This window comes from Paenibacillus sp. ACRRX, assembly GCF_022346885.1.
GTDB lineage: Bacteria > Bacillota > Bacilli > Paenibacillales > Paenibacillaceae > Paenibacillus_B.
Window position 1 is genome coordinate 336,984 of the sequence record NZ_JAKRNK010000002.1, and the last position, 19,597, is coordinate 356,580.

General features: G+C 44.0%; 19 protein-coding genes and 1 riboswitch. All 19 genes read right to left on the reverse strand.

Annotated elements, in window-relative coordinates; all coding sequences use genetic code 11:
- Positions 1-190: 190 nt before the first annotated feature.
- Positions 191-296: riboswitch (TPP riboswitch) on the reverse strand.
- Positions 297-391: 95 nt separating this feature from the next.
- The 19 genes from MH117_RS06970 to rnz all read right to left on the reverse strand — a co-directional run bounded on the left by MH117_RS06970 (position 392) and on the right by rnz (position 19,568).
- Positions 392-1,363: a hypothetical protein gene (locus MH117_RS06970; RefSeq protein ID WP_239327959.1), complete on the reverse strand. Its 972-nt coding sequence runs from the start codon at positions 1,361-1,363 to the stop codon at positions 392-394.
- Positions 1,350-1,901, reverse strand: a complete 552-nt coding sequence (locus MH117_RS06975; RefSeq protein ID WP_239327960.1) for a hypothetical protein — start codon at positions 1,899-1,901, stop codon at positions 1,350-1,352. The genes MH117_RS06970 and MH117_RS06975 overlap by 14 nt, the downstream gene beginning before the upstream one ends.
- Positions 1,902-1,912: 11 nt before the next feature.
- A complete protein-coding gene (locus tag MH117_RS06980; protein WP_239327961.1) occupies positions 1,913-2,296 on the reverse strand; it encodes a hypothetical protein in 384 nt (127 codons plus the stop codon).
- A gap of 21 nt (positions 2,297-2,317) precedes the next feature.
- Positions 2,318-2,797, reverse strand: coding sequence for an ABC transporter permease (locus MH117_RS06985; RefSeq protein ID WP_239327962.1), 480 nt, complete (start codon positions 2,795-2,797; stop codon positions 2,318-2,320).
- 12 nt (positions 2,798-2,809) lie between these two features.
- A complete protein-coding gene (locus MH117_RS06990) occupies positions 2,810-4,651 on the reverse strand; it encodes a GTPase SAR1 (RefSeq protein WP_239327963.1) in 1,842 nt (613 codons plus the stop codon).
- A gap of 247 nt (positions 4,652-4,898) precedes the next feature.
- On the reverse strand, positions 4,899-6,851 hold the full coding sequence (locus MH117_RS06995; RefSeq protein ID WP_239327964.1) for an ATPase, T2SS/T4P/T4SS family: 1,953 nt from the start codon (positions 6,849-6,851) through the stop codon (positions 4,899-4,901).
- The gene (locus MH117_RS07000; protein ID WP_239327965.1) at positions 6,824-7,759 is read right to left on the reverse strand and encodes a hypothetical protein; all 936 of its coding nucleotides are present in this window, start codon (positions 7,757-7,759) and stop codon (positions 6,824-6,826) included. The genes MH117_RS06995 and MH117_RS07000 overlap by 28 nt, the downstream gene beginning before the upstream one ends.
- Complete coding sequence (locus MH117_RS07005) at positions 7,749-8,480, reverse strand: hypothetical protein (RefSeq protein WP_239327966.1); 732 nt, start codon at positions 8,478-8,480, stop codon at positions 7,749-7,751. Before MH117_RS07005 ends, MH117_RS07000 begins: the two co-directional genes overlap by 11 nt.
- A gap of 23 nt (positions 8,481-8,503) precedes the next feature.
- On the reverse strand, positions 8,504-9,694 hold the full coding sequence (locus MH117_RS07010; protein ID WP_239327967.1) for an SAF domain-containing protein: 1,191 nt from the start codon (positions 9,692-9,694) through the stop codon (positions 8,504-8,506).
- A gap of 32 nt (positions 9,695-9,726) precedes the next feature.
- A complete protein-coding gene (locus MH117_RS07015; protein WP_239327968.1) occupies positions 9,727-11,271 on the reverse strand; it encodes a serine/threonine protein kinase in 1,545 nt (514 codons plus the stop codon).
- 206 nt (positions 11,272-11,477) lie between these two features.
- A complete protein-coding gene (locus MH117_RS07020) occupies positions 11,478-12,557 on the reverse strand; it encodes an SAM-dependent methyltransferase (RefSeq protein ID WP_239327969.1) in 1,080 nt (359 codons plus the stop codon).
- Positions 12,558-12,610: 53 nt separating this feature from the next.
- Positions 12,611-12,943, reverse strand: coding sequence for a thioredoxin family protein (locus MH117_RS07025; RefSeq protein WP_239327970.1), 333 nt, complete (start codon positions 12,941-12,943; stop codon positions 12,611-12,613).
- Positions 12,940-13,278, reverse strand: coding sequence for a cyclic-phosphate processing receiver domain-containing protein (locus MH117_RS07030; RefSeq protein ID WP_239327971.1), 339 nt, complete (start codon positions 13,276-13,278; stop codon positions 12,940-12,942). Before MH117_RS07030 ends, MH117_RS07025 begins: the two co-directional genes overlap by 4 nt.
- A 67-nt stretch (positions 13,279-13,345) precedes the next feature.
- Positions 13,346-14,245 (reverse strand): deoxyribonuclease IV, encoded by a 900-nt coding sequence (locus MH117_RS07035; RefSeq protein ID WP_239327972.1) that lies wholly within the window; start codon positions 14,243-14,245, stop codon positions 13,346-13,348.
- A 75-nt stretch (positions 14,246-14,320) separates the two neighbouring features.
- Positions 14,321-15,130 carry a DNA-formamidopyrimidine glycosylase family protein gene (locus tag MH117_RS07040; protein ID WP_239327973.1) on the reverse strand — a complete coding sequence of 270 codons (810 nt, stop codon included), beginning with the start codon at positions 15,128-15,130 and terminating at the stop codon, positions 14,321-14,323.
- A 28-nt stretch (positions 15,131-15,158) separates the two neighbouring features.
- Positions 15,159-15,992, reverse strand: a complete 834-nt coding sequence (locus tag MH117_RS07045; protein ID WP_239327974.1) for a TIGR01457 family HAD-type hydrolase — start codon at positions 15,990-15,992, stop codon at positions 15,159-15,161.
- 161 nt (positions 15,993-16,153) lie between these two features.
- Positions 16,154-17,239 (reverse strand): Gfo/Idh/MocA family protein, encoded by a 1,086-nt coding sequence (locus MH117_RS07050; protein ID WP_239327975.1) that lies wholly within the window; start codon positions 17,237-17,239, stop codon positions 16,154-16,156.
- Positions 17,240-17,541: 302 nt separating this feature from the next.
- Positions 17,542-18,513: a metal-dependent hydrolase gene (locus tag MH117_RS07055; RefSeq protein WP_239327976.1), complete on the reverse strand. Its 972-nt coding sequence runs from the start codon at positions 18,511-18,513 to the stop codon at positions 17,542-17,544.
- A 134-nt stretch (positions 18,514-18,647) separates the two neighbouring features.
- Positions 18,648-19,568 (reverse strand): ribonuclease Z, encoded by a 921-nt coding sequence (gene rnz, locus MH117_RS07060; RefSeq protein WP_239328673.1) that lies wholly within the window; start codon positions 19,566-19,568, stop codon positions 18,648-18,650.
- Positions 19,569-19,597: the final 29 nt, after the last annotated feature.

Here is a 19,597-nt window from a genome sequence, read left to right on the forward strand (position 1 = left end):
ACAAAAAAACCACTCTCACGTAGAGAGTGGTTGAAGATTGGCCTCATTCAGGTTCCTACTCCCAATCCAATTGGAAGTAACGAACACCTAGTGAAATCAGGTAGTTATTAGTTTGCACTAATACACTTCGAACGGGATATTTATCCAACTAAATATCATTAATTCGGAGTGTCACCATGATTCACTTGAAGAATTCCAATCCACACTTCCCTACGCTGGCATGATCCAGATCAGGTGCTAAGGGTCCGAAGCTTACGCTTCATCTCAGCCGATATACGGCCCCCCTAGTGATGGATAACTATGACAATAATTTGATTGCTACGCTAGTTTATCACGAAACTTATATTTTGGAAAGAGACATGCCCTCGTACGTCGTGGTCACACGTGGCAGTTATGAACAATACTTTACGTAATAGCCTCGCTTCACAGCTTCTCTAGAATTAGACAGCACCTCTTCCACAACAAGTGGTTTACATTTCTCCGGAAGGGCTATCTTAATCCCATCCCGCATGGTTCCATATAATAAATCCTTTCTTATTAACCGCGCACCACCAATAGCATAATTGTTGTACTTATAAGCACCCATTGGAAGATCCTGTACGAAAGCCAGCACACCAACATCGTTTATAGAATTGTTCCATTCCTCTTCTGATATAGTAGGAAACGTAAAATTGTATGCCGTACCTATCCGTTTCGAATAATAATTATGCCTGTTTATTCGATAGGCAAGCTCGTCCTGCACCTTATTCACAATCGTCGTGCGCCGAACGGATTCAAATAGGGTTCCATCCCTTAACAGGGGTAACGCTGTATGCTGCATAAGCTCTCGCTGATAACCTTTAATCCATAACTTCAACTTCGGTAAGTACACCGTAACATAATCGTCTAATGTGAAAGCATAAACGTAACCGTTTTGATCGGTGTAGGTAAAGGGGATTTTAGGAAGCCATACATGTTTTAAATGTGATTTCCCCGTACTATCAACATATTCCTCCTCTGTCCAGATATCGAGTCCATCATAGTTCACAATAGCTATTGCCGGGATATAAGACATAAGCATATCTTGGCTAATTCGATCATCCACAATATTAATATTTATGAAAAGCGTTTCCAAGAACGCTCTTAATGCAGCTTCCTTATTAATTGAAATTAGCTTCGGTGATTCGTAACCCATTTGCTTATCGATGTCAGTTGGATTTGCGTGGAGGCTTGCCGCCGCATCATCGACGGCAGTGTCTAGAAAATAATTATACGACTGTACGGTACGTAAGTGCCGTAACTGCTCCTCGGCCTGTAAACGATTATTCCAAAACCACGGAAAACTGATGGCTACCATAAGGAGAGCGAGCTTAATAATCTTCATTTCGAACCATTCCTCCAACTGAGACGTCAATTCGCTTCCATTCAGCAAATGAGGACGTCAGCCACTCCAACATAACATCAGCTGCTGTTTGTTGCCGGTTATGAACGATTACTTGTACATAATCGCCTATCTTCAGCAGGTATCGGCGAGTTAATGCTTCTTTCGGTTCCGTATTATTCGGAAATAACACCTCCATAATGCCTGCTGTATTTGTAATTTCGTGGCGTACAAGGAATTCCTCGTGAAAGGTGGCTGGCTCTAATGGATCATCGTAAATTGGATCATACTGCTTCGAAAAATGCTCCATGTTAATATCCATCATCATACCAAGCTGCGTAATCTCGTCCTGAAAATCTAACCACATTCGCGGTGTAATATAGCCCTTATCCCGGATTGCATCCGTAAATTCAGTCGTACTCTTAAACACATTTAAGTACTGAATATCCGCCTGCCTTGCGTACGACTCTTGCAATGGAAATATAAATAGGAGAAGAATGGCTATGATGATTCCTAGCAGTTTTGACAATGCATCAACCATCACATGTCACCTTACAAATAACGTATACGAACAATCCGGCCTGAACGATCACGATATGTTGTCTCACTATATGATTTATTCAGCTTGATCATAGATACATTAACCTCCTCAAGGTCCTTGGCATTTAACTGTACTACCTCATTTCCAATGACTATTTCAATTGTTTCCTCCTGTAAGAAAGCAAGGGACATCACGATGTCAGCTCCTGTCAAGGTTGACTCAGATACCATTCCGATTGTGGAATGAACTGTGTGATCTTTGTTTGTATTAGCTGCACTTAATTGCTGAAATGTTCTTGCTGATGTCTGTGCGCAGGACAACGCGTGTATTAAGGAGAATACAAACAGCAGCACAGCAACAGACAATTCCACCGCATCTCTACCATTAGAACCCATAAATCACTCCACTCGTCTATATTAACGTTGTTCAAATACAATTCCTCTAGTTACATTTGATGAATCAACGATTAGACTTGCTTTAAATTTACCGCTTGGATTTACGTATGTATCTAATGATTCTGTAGTTGCCAGCAACATCGTACTATTCGGATTAATGGTATTGTTAATCGTACCGTCTAGGTTTACATCGTAACCATAGGAGATTCCAGGGTGGCCTGCATTAGTAACTTTGTTTTTGCCCGTAATTACACGTATACCGAACTGTTCCTTTTGATTAAATTTTCGAATTGCGTTAACGACCTGCGAGCCACTTACAGTTGTATTGTCATAAACAGTAAATGAAGCTTTGCTTAATTCTGTCTGTATGGAAGAGAACTCGTTCTGTGCTGTCTTTGTCGCTTCTTGTGCTGAAACAAACAACAGTACAACGATCGTAATCAATGCAATAGTCAAAAATATGCCTGCCGCCACTTTAAGTGCCGATTGTGCATTATTCATTTACATCATCCCCTAAAGATGTTGAATTTGTGTGAAAGACTGATTCATCTGTCGTGCGCTTATCCATACCAATGGAAGTACTAAATATAAAAACGTAATTGCATACATCGGAGCAAATCCAAGCCACTGGCCCCAGACTGCTTTCACCTCTACACTTTGCTCTTCCTGTTGACGTCTCCACTCTTGGTCAAATAGCCAATTCTGCTCCACATCATCAAAAGCTTCTTTTAATGGTACGTGCTCATACGCCGCTTCCAATTGATCAACAAACCTTACAAATTCGGGGTACGGAATATCACGCCGAAGCGTATTAAGCGCTTCTTCTGCACCACTTTCCCACATGATCTGACAATGTAACAAAGCCCCACGGCAACTGCTTGAGCTTCGGGCCATCCAATCAATTAATTGTTCTGCCGTCATTCGCTCAAACGATCTTAATAACATCGTCAAAGAGTAAAATTGACTTAATTCAATACGAATGTCCATCGTGCGTATACGCTTTTTAAGAACAAGCTGTACACTTGGAAAATAATAACCCATTCCGCTAGCAGCTATAACTAGCAGCACTTCCCACCACTTAAATCCGTTGCGTATAAGTTCAGTAGTCATTTCTACAAGGCGTTCGCTAAGCCTGTTTACCGCCTGCTGACTCCATTGCGGGTATTGTACGGCTATCTGCTCTTGCAGCGCTTGTTGCTGCCCACTATTTGTAAAGGAAGACGGTTTTGCGTCCTTCACCAAGTGTTTGAATTGTTTTATACGTTGTCTGTCTTCATCCGTAAGTTTACTTTCGCCGTTTACGCTTGACACTGGCGGTTGCCATCCCGAAAGTGCAGTTGTTGTTGGCAACAAGGCTGTCCACCTCCTGTCCTTATTCCAAAATTCATAGTCAATACTCACATGGATGCCAATACATATTATCGAACTGACGGCGAGACAAATAACTGATGTAAGCAGGCGGCGCTTGTACCACGCAACGATAGATATCCCTATATTTGACTCCTGCAGCGAGCGCACATTTGCCTGAAGTGTTCGGCTCGGAATGTGTCCTATCCAACTTAGGACAAAACTAGTGACCCACCTTGCCTGTGGGATGCGTTTAGCGGAAAAAACTTTGTAAGGTGTACGGACAGTAGTAGCTTTGTGATATTGCAGCTCTCCAAGTAAGCGATGGCATGCTAATACAATTGCTATTACAATAACTTTCACAAACCATCCCCACTTACTGGTATAAAATTCATTCATTGAAGGAAAACAAGTTCTGGCCCACTGCTCGATTGGTGATGCAAAAAGTACAGGGATGACTGCGATTACCTTAAGTCCACTCATGTGCATGTTAAGTTTATGACGCAAAAGTTGTTCCGTGTGCATCTCGCGAATCAGCATCGAGATACCTTGCAAGAAAACAGATCGATGTTCGTCCACAGGATCGCCATATTCGGAGACCATTCTGCTCAACCGGGCAAATAATCTAAAGTATCGATGCGGCGCCGCTTCATCATAAGCCGCCAATGCAGACTCATCCTCCGTATCGACTATACAATGCAATAGCCTCTCGCCATGAGGTCTTATTAGTGGGGCCGCACGTTGTAACGCCTCTTCAATGGAAAGCTCAATCATACGATGCCGATGATAGGCATGCCGAACATAAGATAACATGCCGATGGATTGATGAAGCAATTTCCTTTCCGCCTTATCTATAACTAAATCTATATATAAGCTCTCAGCCACACTAAGTATGATTAGAAGCATCAATATTGAAATCCAGTCCTGATCGAACATACAGAACACAATAATTACAGCAGCAATAGTTCCAAGAACGCCCCAGATAACTTTTGCCGTCTGTTCTCGCAAAAGCAACTCATTGTAACCATATAACCCACTCAGCCTCAGACGTACACTTCTTACTTTGAACTTAAGTAAGGGAATACGGCACAAATAACGATAACTTTTCCGAATCACTCTTCGTATACTTGAAACTTCTGTTCGGTGTTGGAAATAAATAGACTTATTCCACGGCGACCGCTCTAACCTTTTGATCTTAATCCACATTACCAGGGCACACATACTACTTAATAAGAGGATGACAACTAATATTAAGTTAAGAGACACGTGACTTCCCCCTTGAAGATAACCAATCTTGGCATGCCTGATTATCTTCCTCTGTCATTTCCTTAAGCATGTTCGTTGTTAATTGCTCCGTCAAACCATTCACCCATATGTATTGGTCATTCTTAAATTCCACAATGTTACGATAATCATACAAATTTTGATTTAAACACTGTTTGTAATAGTTGCTTGCCACCTCAATAAAAGGCGACCAGCTGTTGATCGGAGAGTTCCTAGTTATTTCCTCTGCAGCTCCATCTAACAAAGAAGCAGTATGTCCTCTCTTTGATAGTGGAATGCACTCCGTAATACGTTCAATATAACGCTTGCCTGAAGTGTCTCTTCCCAAATGTACATTAACATGAATAATTGAAGCCACTTGTTGTTCCGCAATTCTTTCGTCATGAAACATTCCTGTCTTCAGCAATGAATTCCGCAAAGACATTATCAGGTCTGGAAACGTCTTGGCATGATGCGTGAACACAGTAAATAAACTGGCTACTTGGGCCATCTGAATCATCCATGCCGCAATTGGATCAGTAGACACCTCGCCTAATATATGAACAGATCCATCCGTCTTCTTTTGAACGTCTAGACCAGCTTGCCCACTAATACGTTCCGTCTCTCGTAATGTCAAAATGTTGCGCTCCGGGTATAGTTGACGCAAATGAAGCTCAAATGCCTGTTCTTGTACACGAAGCGGGTAAAATGGATAGATGGCTTCCACTATTGCCATCAAAAGCGTTGTCTTACCTGAGCCTTGCGCGCCAGTTATCGCCGTTACGCAAGCTCCCTTCATCAAATATCGCAGCAATTGAATTACGTCCTGTGAGCCTTTATCAGGGATAAGCTTCTCCAGAGAAGGGTTCGTCCGGTCAAACTTTCTTAAGAAAAATGCCCACGACTCTGAGAAAGGAGGACGCATGACCACAATCCTTGAGCCATCCTTCAAATCATTAACTCGATAACCGTCTGCTTCTGTTAAAGGCCCTGGTGTTCGGTACTTGTAAATGTTATGGCATACACGTCTAAGTTCTGCTTCATTACCAAAGCTTAAAAATGACATTCGAATAGACTTTCCTTTATAGAACAACCACACACTGTCATAAGAGAGTGAAACAACTGAACGAGGTTGCTTCCCGTCTATCTCGTTTACATGGAAGCCACTAGCATATACTTGCTCAAATGTTGAGGTGGACATTCCGCTAACTCCTCCAGATATGCCATCTACACGTTGATCACGCAGCTCATCTATTACGGACAAACCTTTATATTGTTCGTAAATACGCTGAGAAATAAGGCGAATTCGCATTTCATCCTGTAAATGAAACCGTTCTTGACGAAAAGCATCATTAATATCCTCTTCGCTAATTTCATAAGATGGTTCCCATTGTCCACTTGAGCTATAGCGGCGCCTCATTTGATCCCATTTATATTTCTGGATGAGCTCATGCATGGCATCTGCACCGAATCGATCTATATATACAAACAATAAAATATCAAATTTATCTTTAATGCACATTTCGGATGGCTTCTGGAATGGAATTAAAATATTGTACTGCTCTTCTGACCAAACAACATGTGTAGTGATCAGCTCTGAAATCATATCCTTTACGAACTCCTTCTGAGTTCGATCCCCGCTATTACATACACGCAATGCACGACGCAAAGATTCTCGCCTTGTATATACCCTACGATACGTCTCATCACTGTCGTAATGGTCCAGCAGTGGATCACTCGTCCATTGCTGGACCGTCTCACGTACAAATTGGGCCAGTTCCTCCCAGTTCCACATTGTTGTAGGGGAATGGTAAGCTTCGTGCTTCCGCATCCATTTCCGTCGAATCAGTCGAATGATGAGAATTGTTATAAGCAATGTCGTAGTAACAATCAAGAGCACCCCATATGGCCCCAATATTATCCCCACTGCCTTGCACCATCCCATGACTGGCGTCCTACTGTATTGGAACAGAGGATGATATGTTCAACAACTTTATCGATTCCTCTTAATAAAGGTACTTGCTCTCCTTGCCCCATGCGATAGCTTAGCCTCATTAAATATGGTAATAATGTGCCACCCGCACTGCTATTTCGAAGTGCTGAATCGTAAGGAACTGCAAACACTGGTTGCGACTTGTATTTTCGCCTTATATGCGTTAAGTTTATTAACAATTCCGGATCATACATGTTTATTAAGCCTAATCGGTACTTCATTGGTGATACACGCTCCAAGGGATCTGGATCTAGACGAAGTACATGCGCAGCTTTGTCCTTGTCGGTACGCACCTGACTCATGATCTGAATTAGGCCGTACGTTTCCTCTGTAAACCAGTTAAATAAGTTACATTGATTTAATATGCTGCTCTCATCTTCTTCCTTCTTCGTTACAGAAGATATAAGAATGTCTCGGACATTCAAGTCCCATATTATAATGTCATAAGCAATTGTCATCCATTGAATACAACTCGGCATAAGCTCATTCGTTTCATTTGAATCTTCTTTCCTTGGTTGAACAAGACCTGTAACTCGAATAATGTCCAACTTTGGAATTACTGGAGTCGTACACGACACAAGCAGCTCGGAATTTAACTGATGTGACCTTAAATATCGTTGTACCGCAGTCCAACCATCAGGCACATCCCCATATCGCTCAGTGGACGCTATCATGTGTCTCGAATGAAGTTTTGAGCTGCACAGCAGTTGCTCTGACCCACTATTTAACTCGTCATTATGTACGATTAACACGCGCATCCCGTGTTGAACAGCCAACCTAACCGCAATGATGGATGCCATAGTCGACTGCCCGAATACATGGCGAGATGCAGTAGATAAACACCAATGCTTACATGGCATTATGTAACCACGTCCCTTTCTGAGGCTGCTTCATGCAATGACGCCACACTTTGTCGGCAAGGGGTCCGAAATTCGATTCCACAATCTTTCGCCATGCCAACTTGGTAGCTCGTGCGTATATCGATACATTGATCATATCCTCAGTTTCGTTGTGCATCTTTGCTGTCCAATCAGATTCATCGTAAGGTATGACAACACTTTCACTGACAGAATGATAACCTGAAGTATGTAAAAGTCCCTCTACGTATAACTGATCCTGCTCCTTGTCTACTGCATGCAGAATGATAAACTGCAGCTTGCCATCCAACTTTGTGTCGTGCAGCAAGCTAAAAGTAGTCAACCATTCCAGGTTCCTGTGCAACGAATGACTTTCAACCGTCTGCACAATATATCTAGCATGTGCCTCTATAAATAGGTTAGCTTCACTAAATGCAACACGATCCGTATCGATAAAAATATCATCATATTCACTAAGTTGAATATTGTACCCACTAGCTAATTCTTCAAGCTCATCCCAATTCATCACGGCAGACACCGTATCGATACCATTCCAATGAGACCATTTTTCTTTCGTTAACCAAGTTTGATTGCGATACTTTAGCCATGGTGACGACATTGCGTCTACTAACAACACTCGCCGATTCAATCTGCTCAGCAGTGTACATATACCGAGCAGCATGTCACTCTTATCACATGCACCCACAAAATAAGAAAGCTTCATCAAGTTTACAGCTCCTTGTAGACTTATTGAGATTGTTTCATTTCAAGCTCCGGCGCTAATTTACTAACTTCATTATTAGTTGAATTGGGTACGTGTGGACCAGCATCATTTGAAGTTTTCGGTTTAGCAACGGGTTGTCGCGGTATATTCGGATGCTGGGAAGCTGCGGAAGGGCCCCCGGCTTCTTCAGACACATTTAGCGTGTTATCCTTCTGCTGCCCTGTAAATGGAGAATCGTATTCCATAATAGAATCATGACCTGTAAATGGTGACAGCGGTAGAACATTTGGAGTCTGACTGATCTTGCTGGGAGTGGACGAGAATGGATTCGGGCTGCCTTCATAAGCACTCGCTTGCCCGTTAGAGAAGTTACTTCGCTCAGGTTCAACTACTCGCAACTTATCCAAGTGGGACTCCAATACACGACGAGATTGGGCCGACAATACCGCACTGGAGGTCTTAACTATATTAGGGTCTTTCTCAATCAATGCCATGACTTCAGCATTTACCGGATAGTTAATAACAGCTCGTTGCTGCAGCATGGGGTCAACATAACGAACAGCATATAATTGAGCACTATTCACATAAGCATCGACACAAGCACTGGACATCATCAACAGTTCCTGCTCTGAAAACTGCATCCATATGATAGCCGATTTGAGTTTCTCCACCCTTTTATAAGACAACACAACAAAATCTTGCCCATCTGCAAACCGGATTCGCACATCCAAAACGTCACCTTCCAATAATTCAAGCGGAAGTTGAATAGCTGTTGTCTCAATCCAGCGGACATCGTCCACTAATCCATCCCCTTCTATAAGCATGGATGCCAACACAGGCGTCCTTGCGGTCACATCCAATTTGAGCAACTTGCCCACGATATCCTCCTTTTTCGTAATTTGCTGGTCAGGAATCCAAATTGACGGAAGCACAATCCGTTCAATGTCCTGCTCAGTTAATCGATATCCCGATACCAAAGGCTTCTTGAATCTCCATACATGCTTAACTCCAGATGAGGAATTTGTGATCAACTTAGGGGAGGATGCCGCTTGCTTCCTCGCTTTCTCTAAAGCTAATTCCAATTGTTGGCGTTCCTGTGACCACACTTGCTGCGAGTAGATCATAACAGTTCCACTAATAATACCTACACAGCCTGCACTTATTGTTACAGCAACTACAATCAGCTTCGTTCTTCTCGTCCAACGTCTGATCACAGCTTCACATCCTTATCACAATCTCACTTTGCTTATAATTTTCCTGAAGGAATAAGCCACTTCGGCCATAAAAGTCTGCGCCTTGCGTGTCTATTGATCCCCGTCCAGGATCGTACCCACTCCCATACATCTTCATTTCCACTAAACGGGTCAGCACAAGTCGGTATAGAAACGACATGCTGACTAGCCTTCTGTGCAGGATGCTTGAGGAGATCAGCGGTCTCACAATGTGGCACGCCATAACACCAATAGCTATATTTTCTCGATGCAAAAATGTTAACAGCTGCTATCGTCTCTTGTTGACGCCAAATAGCAGACGATCCCACTAATAAACTGTAGGATGCTCTCATAAACTCATCAATACCGGTATGTGCGCGCACACTTCCCAAGTCAAGAACAACGTAGCTGTATTGCGTCTGCAAATGCGGTAATATGTGACCTTCATGCTGTTCTTTAAGTTGCTGCAAGCTTAAGTACGTCACCCCTCTCCACTCAAACGGCTCCTCTGTATCTCGCCATCCTTCTCCCCCTTCTACCGCCTGCATAATTGGCTCGACAACCGAACAAGAATGTTTCTCGTTACTATAGTCCATATAAGCAACCTGAACCTTAAGCCAATTACTTAACGCATGTGCTATCATAATCGATGTATGGGTAGTGCCCATGCCAGCGCCTGATCCCATGACGGCAAACACTTCTCCCCGTGATGATTGCATACTCTTACCCGATTTGCCTTTAGGAGGGGCAACAGATCCCCGTGTTCTTAAATCAATATCGTTACTTTCCGTATACTCTTGTAAGACATCTCGTAATTGTTCTGCGCTCTGGTACCTATCCTGCGGATTCTTTTCTAACAGCCGCAGCAATACGATTGCAAATTGTTCAGGCACGTCCGAACGAAGCATTTCACATCTAAAATCAGACATGCCATACCACCGCCCATCCGTTAGCATATGTGCCATCAAAGCACCAACTGCATATAAGTCTGTACGCGCATCACTTTGCTTGCCGGCATATTGCTCCGGTGCTGCAAATCCAACTGTACCTAGCTTGATTGTGTCTCCTTGTGTATCCTCCCGCATCTGTCGCGCGATACCAAAATCAATTAACTTAACTCCGCCTTGAACTGTGAGCATCACGTTAGATGGCTTCATATCCCGATAAATAATAGGGGGAACATGCTGGTGTAAATAGGCCATTGCTGCGCATAACTGAATGCTGCAATCAATCGTTTCCAAAAATGAAAATGACTTTCGTATCATACGCTCGGCAATAGTCTCCCCCTCGATATATTCCATCACTAGATAAGCGTGGCTGCGCTTATCATCCGGGGGAAAGAAGTCTACAATTAATGGCAAATTAGGATGCTTTAATTCCGTTAGCCATTGGGCCTCCCTAGCTAAATGGGACTGATTATGCCTTAACGGGATGGATTCTTTAATAGCCCATTGCTTGCCCATTAGTCTCTCATCCTTGGCAAGGTAAACGTAGCTCATTCCTCCAGAGCCAATTAGCTTCATAATGCGATAACGCTGCTCAAACAATCTTCCCTCCTGCAACCTTGATGGTACACGCACTTTATCCCTCCTTATTCATGTAAATAAACACAAAAAAACCCGAACACAGCCTATGGCCGCGCTCGGGATGCTTTCCCACATTTGAATATTTTGGTACGTGTTGATGTCATTATAAAAGGCACACGTTCATTTGTCTACACTTTTTTCCATACAAAAATCCAGAAAGGCATTTTTACAAGGTTAATCGAATTAAATATTGTACTACATTAATACTTCATCATATACAACGTAATTTCATCTCGATTGTGAAACAACTGCTTCGCACGAACAATCTGTAGATGTTCTGCAAACATCTCCATACAATCCCGTATTGTTTGCAGTGGCTTCTTGTGCATCAACTTGACCGTAACGATAACTGTTCCCCCTGGCATTACAGCTTCAAGCAACTGGATGACAAGCTGAGCTGTATGTTTTGGGCTCCAACTCATATCACATACGAGCAAGTCGAACTCATGCGGTTCAAATGCAACCTCTCCTGCATTTCCTTTAATAATCGATAATTGCGGATGGTCAATCAGACTCGGATGCATATTGGCAGGATCCACTGCTGTTACTGTCAGACCTCGCTCTAATAGCAGGCTTGTCCATCCGCCTGGGGCTGCTCCTATATCCAACGCATGCTGATAAGCGGACAAATCAAGCCCTAACGTGCGTTCAGCCTCCAGCAGCTTAAACTTCGCACGGGATATTTGTCCTTCTTCACGTTGGAAACGAATTGCTCCACCAGGCCAGTCAGAACCTTGATTAGAAAGTGTCGCCAAACCTGCGTAGATATTACCTTGATGTTCAAAAATTGAAACGATATACTGAGGCTGCTGAAGGACCACCTGGGCCCCATGCCGTTCCAACGCATCTTTAATAAATGACTTTAGCGAACGCTGCTCCGCTTCATCCGCTCCTTTGCCACTTCGACGCAAATGGATCGATACAGCATCCATAGATTTAAACGCAATACCACTTCGTTCTTGCATGATCACTAAGATCTGCTCAGCTTGCTCTGCGGTAGTTAGTTCTACTGCTTCCACTACGACTTGAACTGGAAACATGTCCCTAACAAAAATAACAGGTTCGGCGTTCATATCCTGCCAAATGTCTTGGACTGCACGCGGAAGTTCCATAAGTGCCACTTCACCCGAGACAAAGATCTGACTTTTGAGCTCAGCATACCTACGTCGCAGCTCTTCCTGAGCGTATGGGATATAACCATGGTTAGACGTTATAATCCAGTGCGACGATCTCTCATAATTTACTGGTAATTGTATTTCCTGCATATTTATTTCTGACAAAATAAAATTCCTCCACGACTGCTTGTTTCTTTGCGTTTGCCCAGTTCTATTATTCAGCCACGTCCTCTACTGAGCTGCTCATACAAATAAGTCACCGATTGCATGGCGTATATGTATTGAGCAGGTGCTGATGTGTCTTGACGATCCCATATAATAAGACAGGGCACACTTGTTATTTGTAATAAAATAGCCGCCTTCGCTGCATCATTAATGTTCATCCGATATACTCGACATTGTGGCAGTGCTTCAAGTGCAATCGTCAGCATCGTCTCACCTAACGCACAAGTTCCGCATAAAGGCGAGTAGACATACACAGCATCCAACCTATCTCGTAAAGTGCCATCCTGCACCTGATCTATTAGCTGTTGCGCGGATATCGACTTCATAGCCTCCCTGCACTTACTTCCAACAGCACTTCAGGAGGCATAGGACCATTTATAAGCAGCACATGATCAGGCTTATGCTCATATAACATCTGATACATACGTTGTCTCCCAATTGCACTGGAAGTATGCAAATAGATACGACGAGCAAACAGCTTTCGATTAATCATCTCACGAACGAGTTCAGTACCTGTTGGCTCATCTGGTCCTAGGTCATGATCGAGCGATAAAATATCCGTCTCTTCATTTTCAAGCAGCAGCAAGCATTCCTCAGCATTTTTAGCTAATATGAATCCCGCCGGGCATCGCCGCCAGTCATCCAAATAAACATGTATCATGCTGTACACCCCCATGCCATTCATTCTGTGTAGGAAGTTACCTCATCACAATAAGTTAACTATTCTGCTATTTATGATGGGATGTATGATGGTCCAGAGCATACCATGCTCGTATTAATTGCCACTCTTTACTATGCAGCCGTTCACCCGATTCAGGCGTTTCTAAAATCAACAGCTTATCTCGGAGTTCTGCAGACGTTAACAACTGCTCCATCGCTGTAGGACTGATCCTGCCCTGCCCAATTCCCGCGTGTCTGTCTCGCTTACTGCCATAGGCCTCTTGGGCATCATTCACATGAACAGCAGAAACATATGGCCAATAGTCCATATTCCGTCCATGCTCCAGCAATTGGGACGTTCCTTCCGTATGATCTGCATTCCACATCCCACTGACATAGGCATGGCAGGTATCTAGACAGAAACCGATCTGGTCTGGTTTATGGCACAATTTACGAATCTGTACACATTCATCCAGCGTGACACCCAATCCGCCATGTAGACCCGCCTGATTCTCCAACAAGATCAATGCATTTCCATGCCAAGAGTCAGTTACTACATTCAGCATCGTGATTATATCACGATATCCCTGTAATTTGTCACTGTGCTTAATCACACCAAAATGAACGACAACCCCAACTGCCCCACAGGCATCAGCGATGACAAGATCATTAAGCAAGCTCATCGCATGAGCCGTAAACAATGTACTGTCCGGTTGCATCGATGTAGCTATATTCAACACATATGCAGAGTGAATAATCGTCTTAATTGAAGCCGTTTCTAACAATGACCTGCACTCGTGAGCATCCTGCTCGTAATCCAACTTTAGCTGTAAGCTGCGTGGATTTTTAGCAAAAAACTGAAAGCAGCTGCATCCCTCTAGTTCAGCTAACCGGATGGCTTTGTTCCCCATTTGTGTAAAGCTGCCATGTGAACGAAGGTGACATCCGTAACGAAGTGTACCTTTCATCGTATACATCCCTACGCTGACCGCCGTACCAAAAGCCCATCAACAGCTACATATCCGGCATGCAAGCCGCAGCCGCTAGACGCCTTGCGGTTCACTAACCTTTACATGCTCATGTTGGCAACTCGGACAGTATACCGCCGTTTTTCCATTTATGCGCAGCTCTTCTAGTTTTGTTTCACATTGGAAACAAGGTTCTCCCGTGCGCCCTGTTACCGCATAAGTATGCGGAGTAGCTTGTGATTCATCAATCGCTTCATGCAGCCATTCTACCATCGCCCGGTACAATTCCGCCCAATCTTCCTCCGTTAACGTTTCAATGCGAACAGAAGGGAGTAGACCTGCTCGGAAACTGATCTCATCTGCTATCAATGGTGTCAAACCTGCAATTAAAGCCGGATTTGTTAACGCCGTTTTTAAAGAAGAACGACGTTTGGCAAATCGACGTTTGAATAATTCGAACGTCAAATTACGCGACAGCGGCTCTGGTCCCCAAGCTTTTAGCTGCTCATCAAGCTCTTTTGCCGTTATCCATTGGAGCGACAGCGTGCGTGCTCCAGCTATGCGCCAGCTGCCTTGTTCAAATTTAATTTCCAATTGCTGTTTGCTCGAATCCACTTCGGCCTCAGCATCATCATGGCTAAAGCTGAAATATGCATCTACGCCTACATGCAGCAATAGACGTTTTCCATCATCCAAATGAAAAATAAATGCCTTACCTCTACGTTCAACAAAAAGTAACTGACGACCTGTCACAGCAGCAGACAACTCGCCTAGAGAAATATTTATCCAGGATTCCTTTTGCACCTGTATTTCACATATGCGCTGTCCTACAAAATGTTGGTCGATCTTTCTACGCTGCTGTTCAATTTGCGGCAATTCAATCATGCTTACATCTTCCTCTCTATCTCTATAATTATCGGCCCAGTTGTTTCGCCAGCCACTTTTTCATTTCATGAAGATGCTGACAGACAACCTCAGGGTTTACACCAGACTTCTCTTTATACGATGCTAAATTATCAGAAGTGGTCACACCTGTAAGGACTAATGCCGTGCGGCACCCCGCGCTAGCCCCTGCTAACATATCCGTCATCATATTATCCCCGATTACAAGCGTCTCTTCCGCCTGACAGTTTAATCGATCCAATGCAACATTCATAATGATCGACGATGGCTTGCCGATAATAATAGGTTCTGTTGCGGATGCAGCTTGAAGCGCCGCCATTAACGTCCCTGCCCCCGGAGAAAATCCTTTATCTGAAGGTAGCATGTAATCCGGATTGGTGGCAACAAAAGCTGCCCCGCCTCGAATCGCACAAGCGGCCGCCTCAAGTTTCTCATATGAATACTGGCGGTCAATTCCCTGCACAACTACGTCAATCTGCTTTTGCCATACATCTGCGGGTTGATCCGTCCATTCCACCCCTGCTTCTGTAAGCGCCGCACGAAGTCCTAGTTCTCCAATCATATAAACAGTCTTTCCAGCAAACATGCTGGAAATATATTGAGCTGCTGCCTGAGCAGAAGTAAGCACATCTTCCGCCTTCGCCGGAATCCCCATTGATTGAAGTACATCCGCTACTTGCTCTGGCGAACGTGATGAATTGTTAGTGACAAATAAAAATGGAACGTGCCACTCTAACATGGCGTGTATGAGTTCATCTGCCCCTTCGATTCTTGTTGACCCCTGAAACATCGTTCCGTCCAGATCGATAAGAGCGTGAAGCCGACGCTGATTCGTTACATTCATCTCATAATTCCTTTCTTTCTCGACAACTGCTTATGTTAACAGCATGACAAATCCTCGAGTAGAAGATATCGAGCGGTCAATGTACCTTATGATACCAAAATATTCAGGTTTTTTTCGTTCTTCACACCCTTAAATCTCATCTACTCCTCATGCTCAGACCTCTATTTGCGGGATTGTGAAGCAATAATATGATCTATCCAGCGTTCTACCGCATATCCATCTGCTAGCGTAGGAGCAATATCAGTCCATCTCAGATCCCCTGCTTGTCGAAGCACAAAGTGATGAAGCGCCGCAAAATGACTATCCTGAAATACGCCCATCGTAGCTTTCTCATCTGGAAGTAACTGTATGGAATCAGGCACAGGTAGTGTAGAAGATGAACCGCTAATGAGGTGCAGCGAAGGTTGTGTATCCCGTTCCAAGTCGCAGATAATACTGCCTTTTGAACCTACGATATCTATTCGGAATTCATCCGCGCCCAATGCTATTCGTGACACTTCAACTTGTCCTCTGACTCCCTGCTCAGTCTCGTAAGTCATCGTTGCCCAATCATCTACGTTAATGTTGGTCATTTCAGCAGAGCCAGCAGCCGTTGGCCTGCGGGGGACAAATGTATGCGTCTTGCCTTCTACGTACTTATATTCACCGAACAAGTGACGAATCAAATCTAATGCATGAACTCCGATGTCTGTTATAGCGCCTCCCCCTGACATGGAGTCGCTTAAACGCCAACTAACAGGCCGATTTGCATTAAGGTAGCCAGAACGCATATACGAAATCTTGCATTGCAGCACATCCCCAATAATACCCTCTTGCAGCCAAGCTCTTGTCCGCAGAACAGCCGGATGATAACGAAATACAAATGCAAGCTGTTGCGGATAACCAACCGGCACATCCTGAAGCAGCGACGCAGTCTGAACCGCAGATTCTGTTACTGGCTTTTCACAATATATAGCTAGTTGATTGGACACTGCTAGACGAACTTGGTCCGCATGCATTGCATTAGGCGTACAAATGCTTATAGCCTGAGAAGTCCCCTCAGCCAGCGCTTCCTGCAAATTGCTCGTTACATGACGAAACCCAATCTGTTCTGCCTGTTCACGCAATGTATCAGGTCGACGAGTAACTAATGTATCCAGAACCGGTGTAACCGGAAGTGACTTTATAATCGGCATGGTGCGTAATGCTACCATATGCGTTTTGGCAATCGCCCCGAATCCTACAATTGTAAAACCAAGCTTGCTCATGGGGTTACCACCTTTCTATGTATGCAACATGTGTGCGTTCACTACCGATGCAGCTTCATTCATTGTAATGAACCACTCGACAGCATGCAAGGGCTGGAGCACAGCAGTTTCGACGAAAAATGACGTTGTCAACGGAAGTTATGGCAGAATTACTCCCATCTAAGGGTTCTTAAAGGACAAAGCTGTCATTTCCTGCGCTTTCCCGGAAAATAATAATAAATTGGATACTTTAACTTCTGGCGGATGAAAAAAGAAACGGATATTTCACCGTCTCTTGTTTTCATTTTAGTGTATCATATTTATTAAACGTAAGGTGGCTCCCAGCCCTTCTTATTCCAGCCCATTTTGGTATCTATCACATTATATTCCACGTCCAGCTCCACTTCGACTCGAAACGGAAGCCGGTGGTTGTGCCAGAAACGAACATCACTGCAAATGACCCGATAGCCTTCCTGCCATTGTTGACATTGCACGTTTACTCGCTCCGCAAAAGACAGAAATGCTCGTACCCCATCTGTTGTCATCGCTCGGCTAACCGCCTCCGGCTGCGTAGGCGATTTAACATAGGTGTCTTCTTCTCTAATGAATCGATTGTTAATAATCCAGCCAGTTACAAAGCAATCTTCCTGTTCCACTAGGAACTGCCAGCGCGACCATCGGATGCCGGGAATTAGCTGTACATGAACCGCATCTGCATAGGCCAGTCGAAGCATTGAACGTACATACTCATGCACAAGCGTTCTCCAGCCAATATACAAAGCGGTAAGCACATACACACTAACAAACCACATCACTGCATCTGTTCGTGGCAGCCATAGCCAACTGGACAACGCAGCAGCATGAATGATAAACAAAAAAGGATCAAACAAACACAACACATCTAAATGCACCCATTTACGTGTCCAGGGCCTAAGTACCTGTATACCATATGCGTTAAATGTATCAAGGACGATATGAATCATGACAGAAGCACAGCTCCAAATCGCTATGATTGGCCAATAATCCCACACACCAAACAAGGCCGCGATTGGCAAAGCAATAAGGAGAGGCCACAGTAAAATGGCTGGGAGCGTATGAGTCCACCCCCGATGATGCCTTATATACGCTGAATAGCTATGAAGCCGGGTTACGGTATCAAAGTCTGGTGCGTGAGCACCAATCAACGATGCAGTCAAAACTGCATAAAATAATTCTGTATGTCCGGCAACAGAAGGGTCCGCGCATGCCAACCCTGCCAAAGTGGCGCCAAACAACAAATGACTTCCCGTATCCATAAGAACTCCTCCTCGGCATTAGAGCGTGGCATTCTTGTGCTAAGCTTTCGTATTGACATTGACGTTCAGCACATACCATAGCCCTTCCTAGCAAGAGCATACCTAAGGAGCGTTAACAGAACATTTTATCCATGTTAAGATGTCGTAATGATGTGATGTTCGTCTGCCAGTTCCGTATTTGGAAAAATAGACACAGCCTCTTCGAGCAATTGTTGTATTAAATCATCATCTTTGTATCTAGAACTGAAATGGGTCAATGCCAACTTCTTGGCGCCTGCTCTTTGTGCAATCGTAGCCGCCTGCTTCGCAGTAGAATGCCCAAATTCATGTGCATTTTCCGCCTTCTCCTCCAAGAAAGTCGCTTCATGCACCAACAAATCAACATGACGTGCTAATCGAACTGCATTGTCACAAGGTCGGGTATCCCCCATTATTGCTATTTTCTTGCCTGGAATCGCCTCTCCCAGCACAGAAGCTGCAAATACTAACTCGCCGTCTGGTAATTGTACGTCTATACCTTGCTTTAATTGTCCATATAAAGGTCCTGGCGGAATTCCCTTATCTCGCAGCATCTCAAACTTTAACCGGCCAGGACGATCTTTCTCTTGAATTCGATAACCAAAGCTGGGAACACGGTGTTCTAACGGCAGTGCCGTAACTGAGAACTGGTCATCAGACCAGATGACTCCTGCTTCAATTTCTTTGATCAGCAATGGATACGGTACCTCCGTCTGGCTGACCTCAAATACAGTCTTCATATACTTTCCGAGCCCTCTTGGTCCAAACACGGTTAAGGGTGTTGTGCCACCTTGATGAGCCCTGCTGGATAGCAGGCCTGGGAGCCCAAATAAGTGATCTCCGTGCAGATGGGTAATAAAAATAAATTCACACTTACTTAGTTTGAGAGGCGAACGCAGGATTTGATGCTGCGTCCCTTCTCCACAGTCAAACATCCAAAAACTTCCTCGTTCTTCATACAATCGAAGAGCCATACTGCTGACATTACGTCTTGTCGTTGGCATACCTGCTCCTGTACCTAAGAAGTAAACGTCCAAAATAACACTTCCAATCATTATTGATGTAA

What these genes read in the sequence shown, in the direction of transcription:
- MH117_RS06970 (WP_239327959.1), bottom strand. Translation starts at nt 1,363, where the DNA reads ATGAAGATTATTAAGCTCGCTCTCCTTATGGTAGCCATCAGTTTTCCG.
- MH117_RS06975 (WP_239327960.1), bottom strand. Translation starts at nt 1,901, where the DNA reads ATGGTTGATGCATTGTCAAAACTGCTAGGAATCATCATAGCCATTCTT.
- MH117_RS06980 (WP_239327961.1), bottom strand. Translation starts at nt 2,296, where the DNA reads ATGGGTTCTAATGGTAGAGATGCGGTGGAATTGTCTGTTGCTGTGCTG.
- MH117_RS06985 (WP_239327962.1), bottom strand. Translation starts at nt 2,797, where the DNA reads ATGAATAATGCACAATCGGCACTTAAAGTGGCGGCAGGCATATTTTTG.
- MH117_RS06995 (WP_239327964.1), bottom strand. Translation starts at nt 6,851, where the DNA reads ATGGGATGGTGCAAGGCAGTGGGGATAATATTGGGGCCATATGGGGTG.
- MH117_RS07000 (WP_239327965.1), bottom strand. Translation starts at nt 7,759, where the DNA reads ATGCCATGTAAGCATTGGTGTTTATCTACTGCATCTCGCCATGTATTC.
- MH117_RS07005 (WP_239327966.1), bottom strand. Translation starts at nt 8,480, where the DNA reads ATGAAGCTTTCTTATTTTGTGGGTGCATGTGATAAGAGTGACATGCTG.
- MH117_RS07025 (WP_239327970.1), bottom strand. Translation starts at nt 12,943, where the DNA reads ATGAAGTCGATATCCGCGCAACAGCTAATAGATCAGGTGCAGGATGGC.
- MH117_RS07030 (WP_239327971.1), bottom strand. Translation starts at nt 13,278, where the DNA reads ATGATACATGTTTATTTGGATGACTGGCGGCGATGCCCGGCGGGATTC.
- MH117_RS07035 (WP_239327972.1), bottom strand. Translation starts at nt 14,245, where the DNA reads ATGAAAGGTACACTTCGTTACGGATGTCACCTTCGTTCACATGGCAGC.
- MH117_RS07040 (WP_239327973.1), bottom strand. Translation starts at nt 15,130, where the DNA reads ATGATTGAATTGCCGCAAATTGAACAGCAGCGTAGAAAGATCGACCAA.
- MH117_RS07045 (WP_239327974.1), bottom strand. Translation starts at nt 15,992, where the DNA reads ATGAATGTAACGAATCAGCGTCGGCTTCACGCTCTTATCGATCTGGAC.
- MH117_RS07050 (WP_239327975.1), bottom strand. Translation starts at nt 17,239, where the DNA reads ATGAGCAAGCTTGGTTTTACAATTGTAGGATTCGGGGCGATTGCCAAA.
- MH117_RS07055 (WP_239327976.1), bottom strand. Translation starts at nt 18,513, where the DNA reads ATGGATACGGGAAGTCATTTGTTGTTTGGCGCCACTTTGGCAGGGTTG.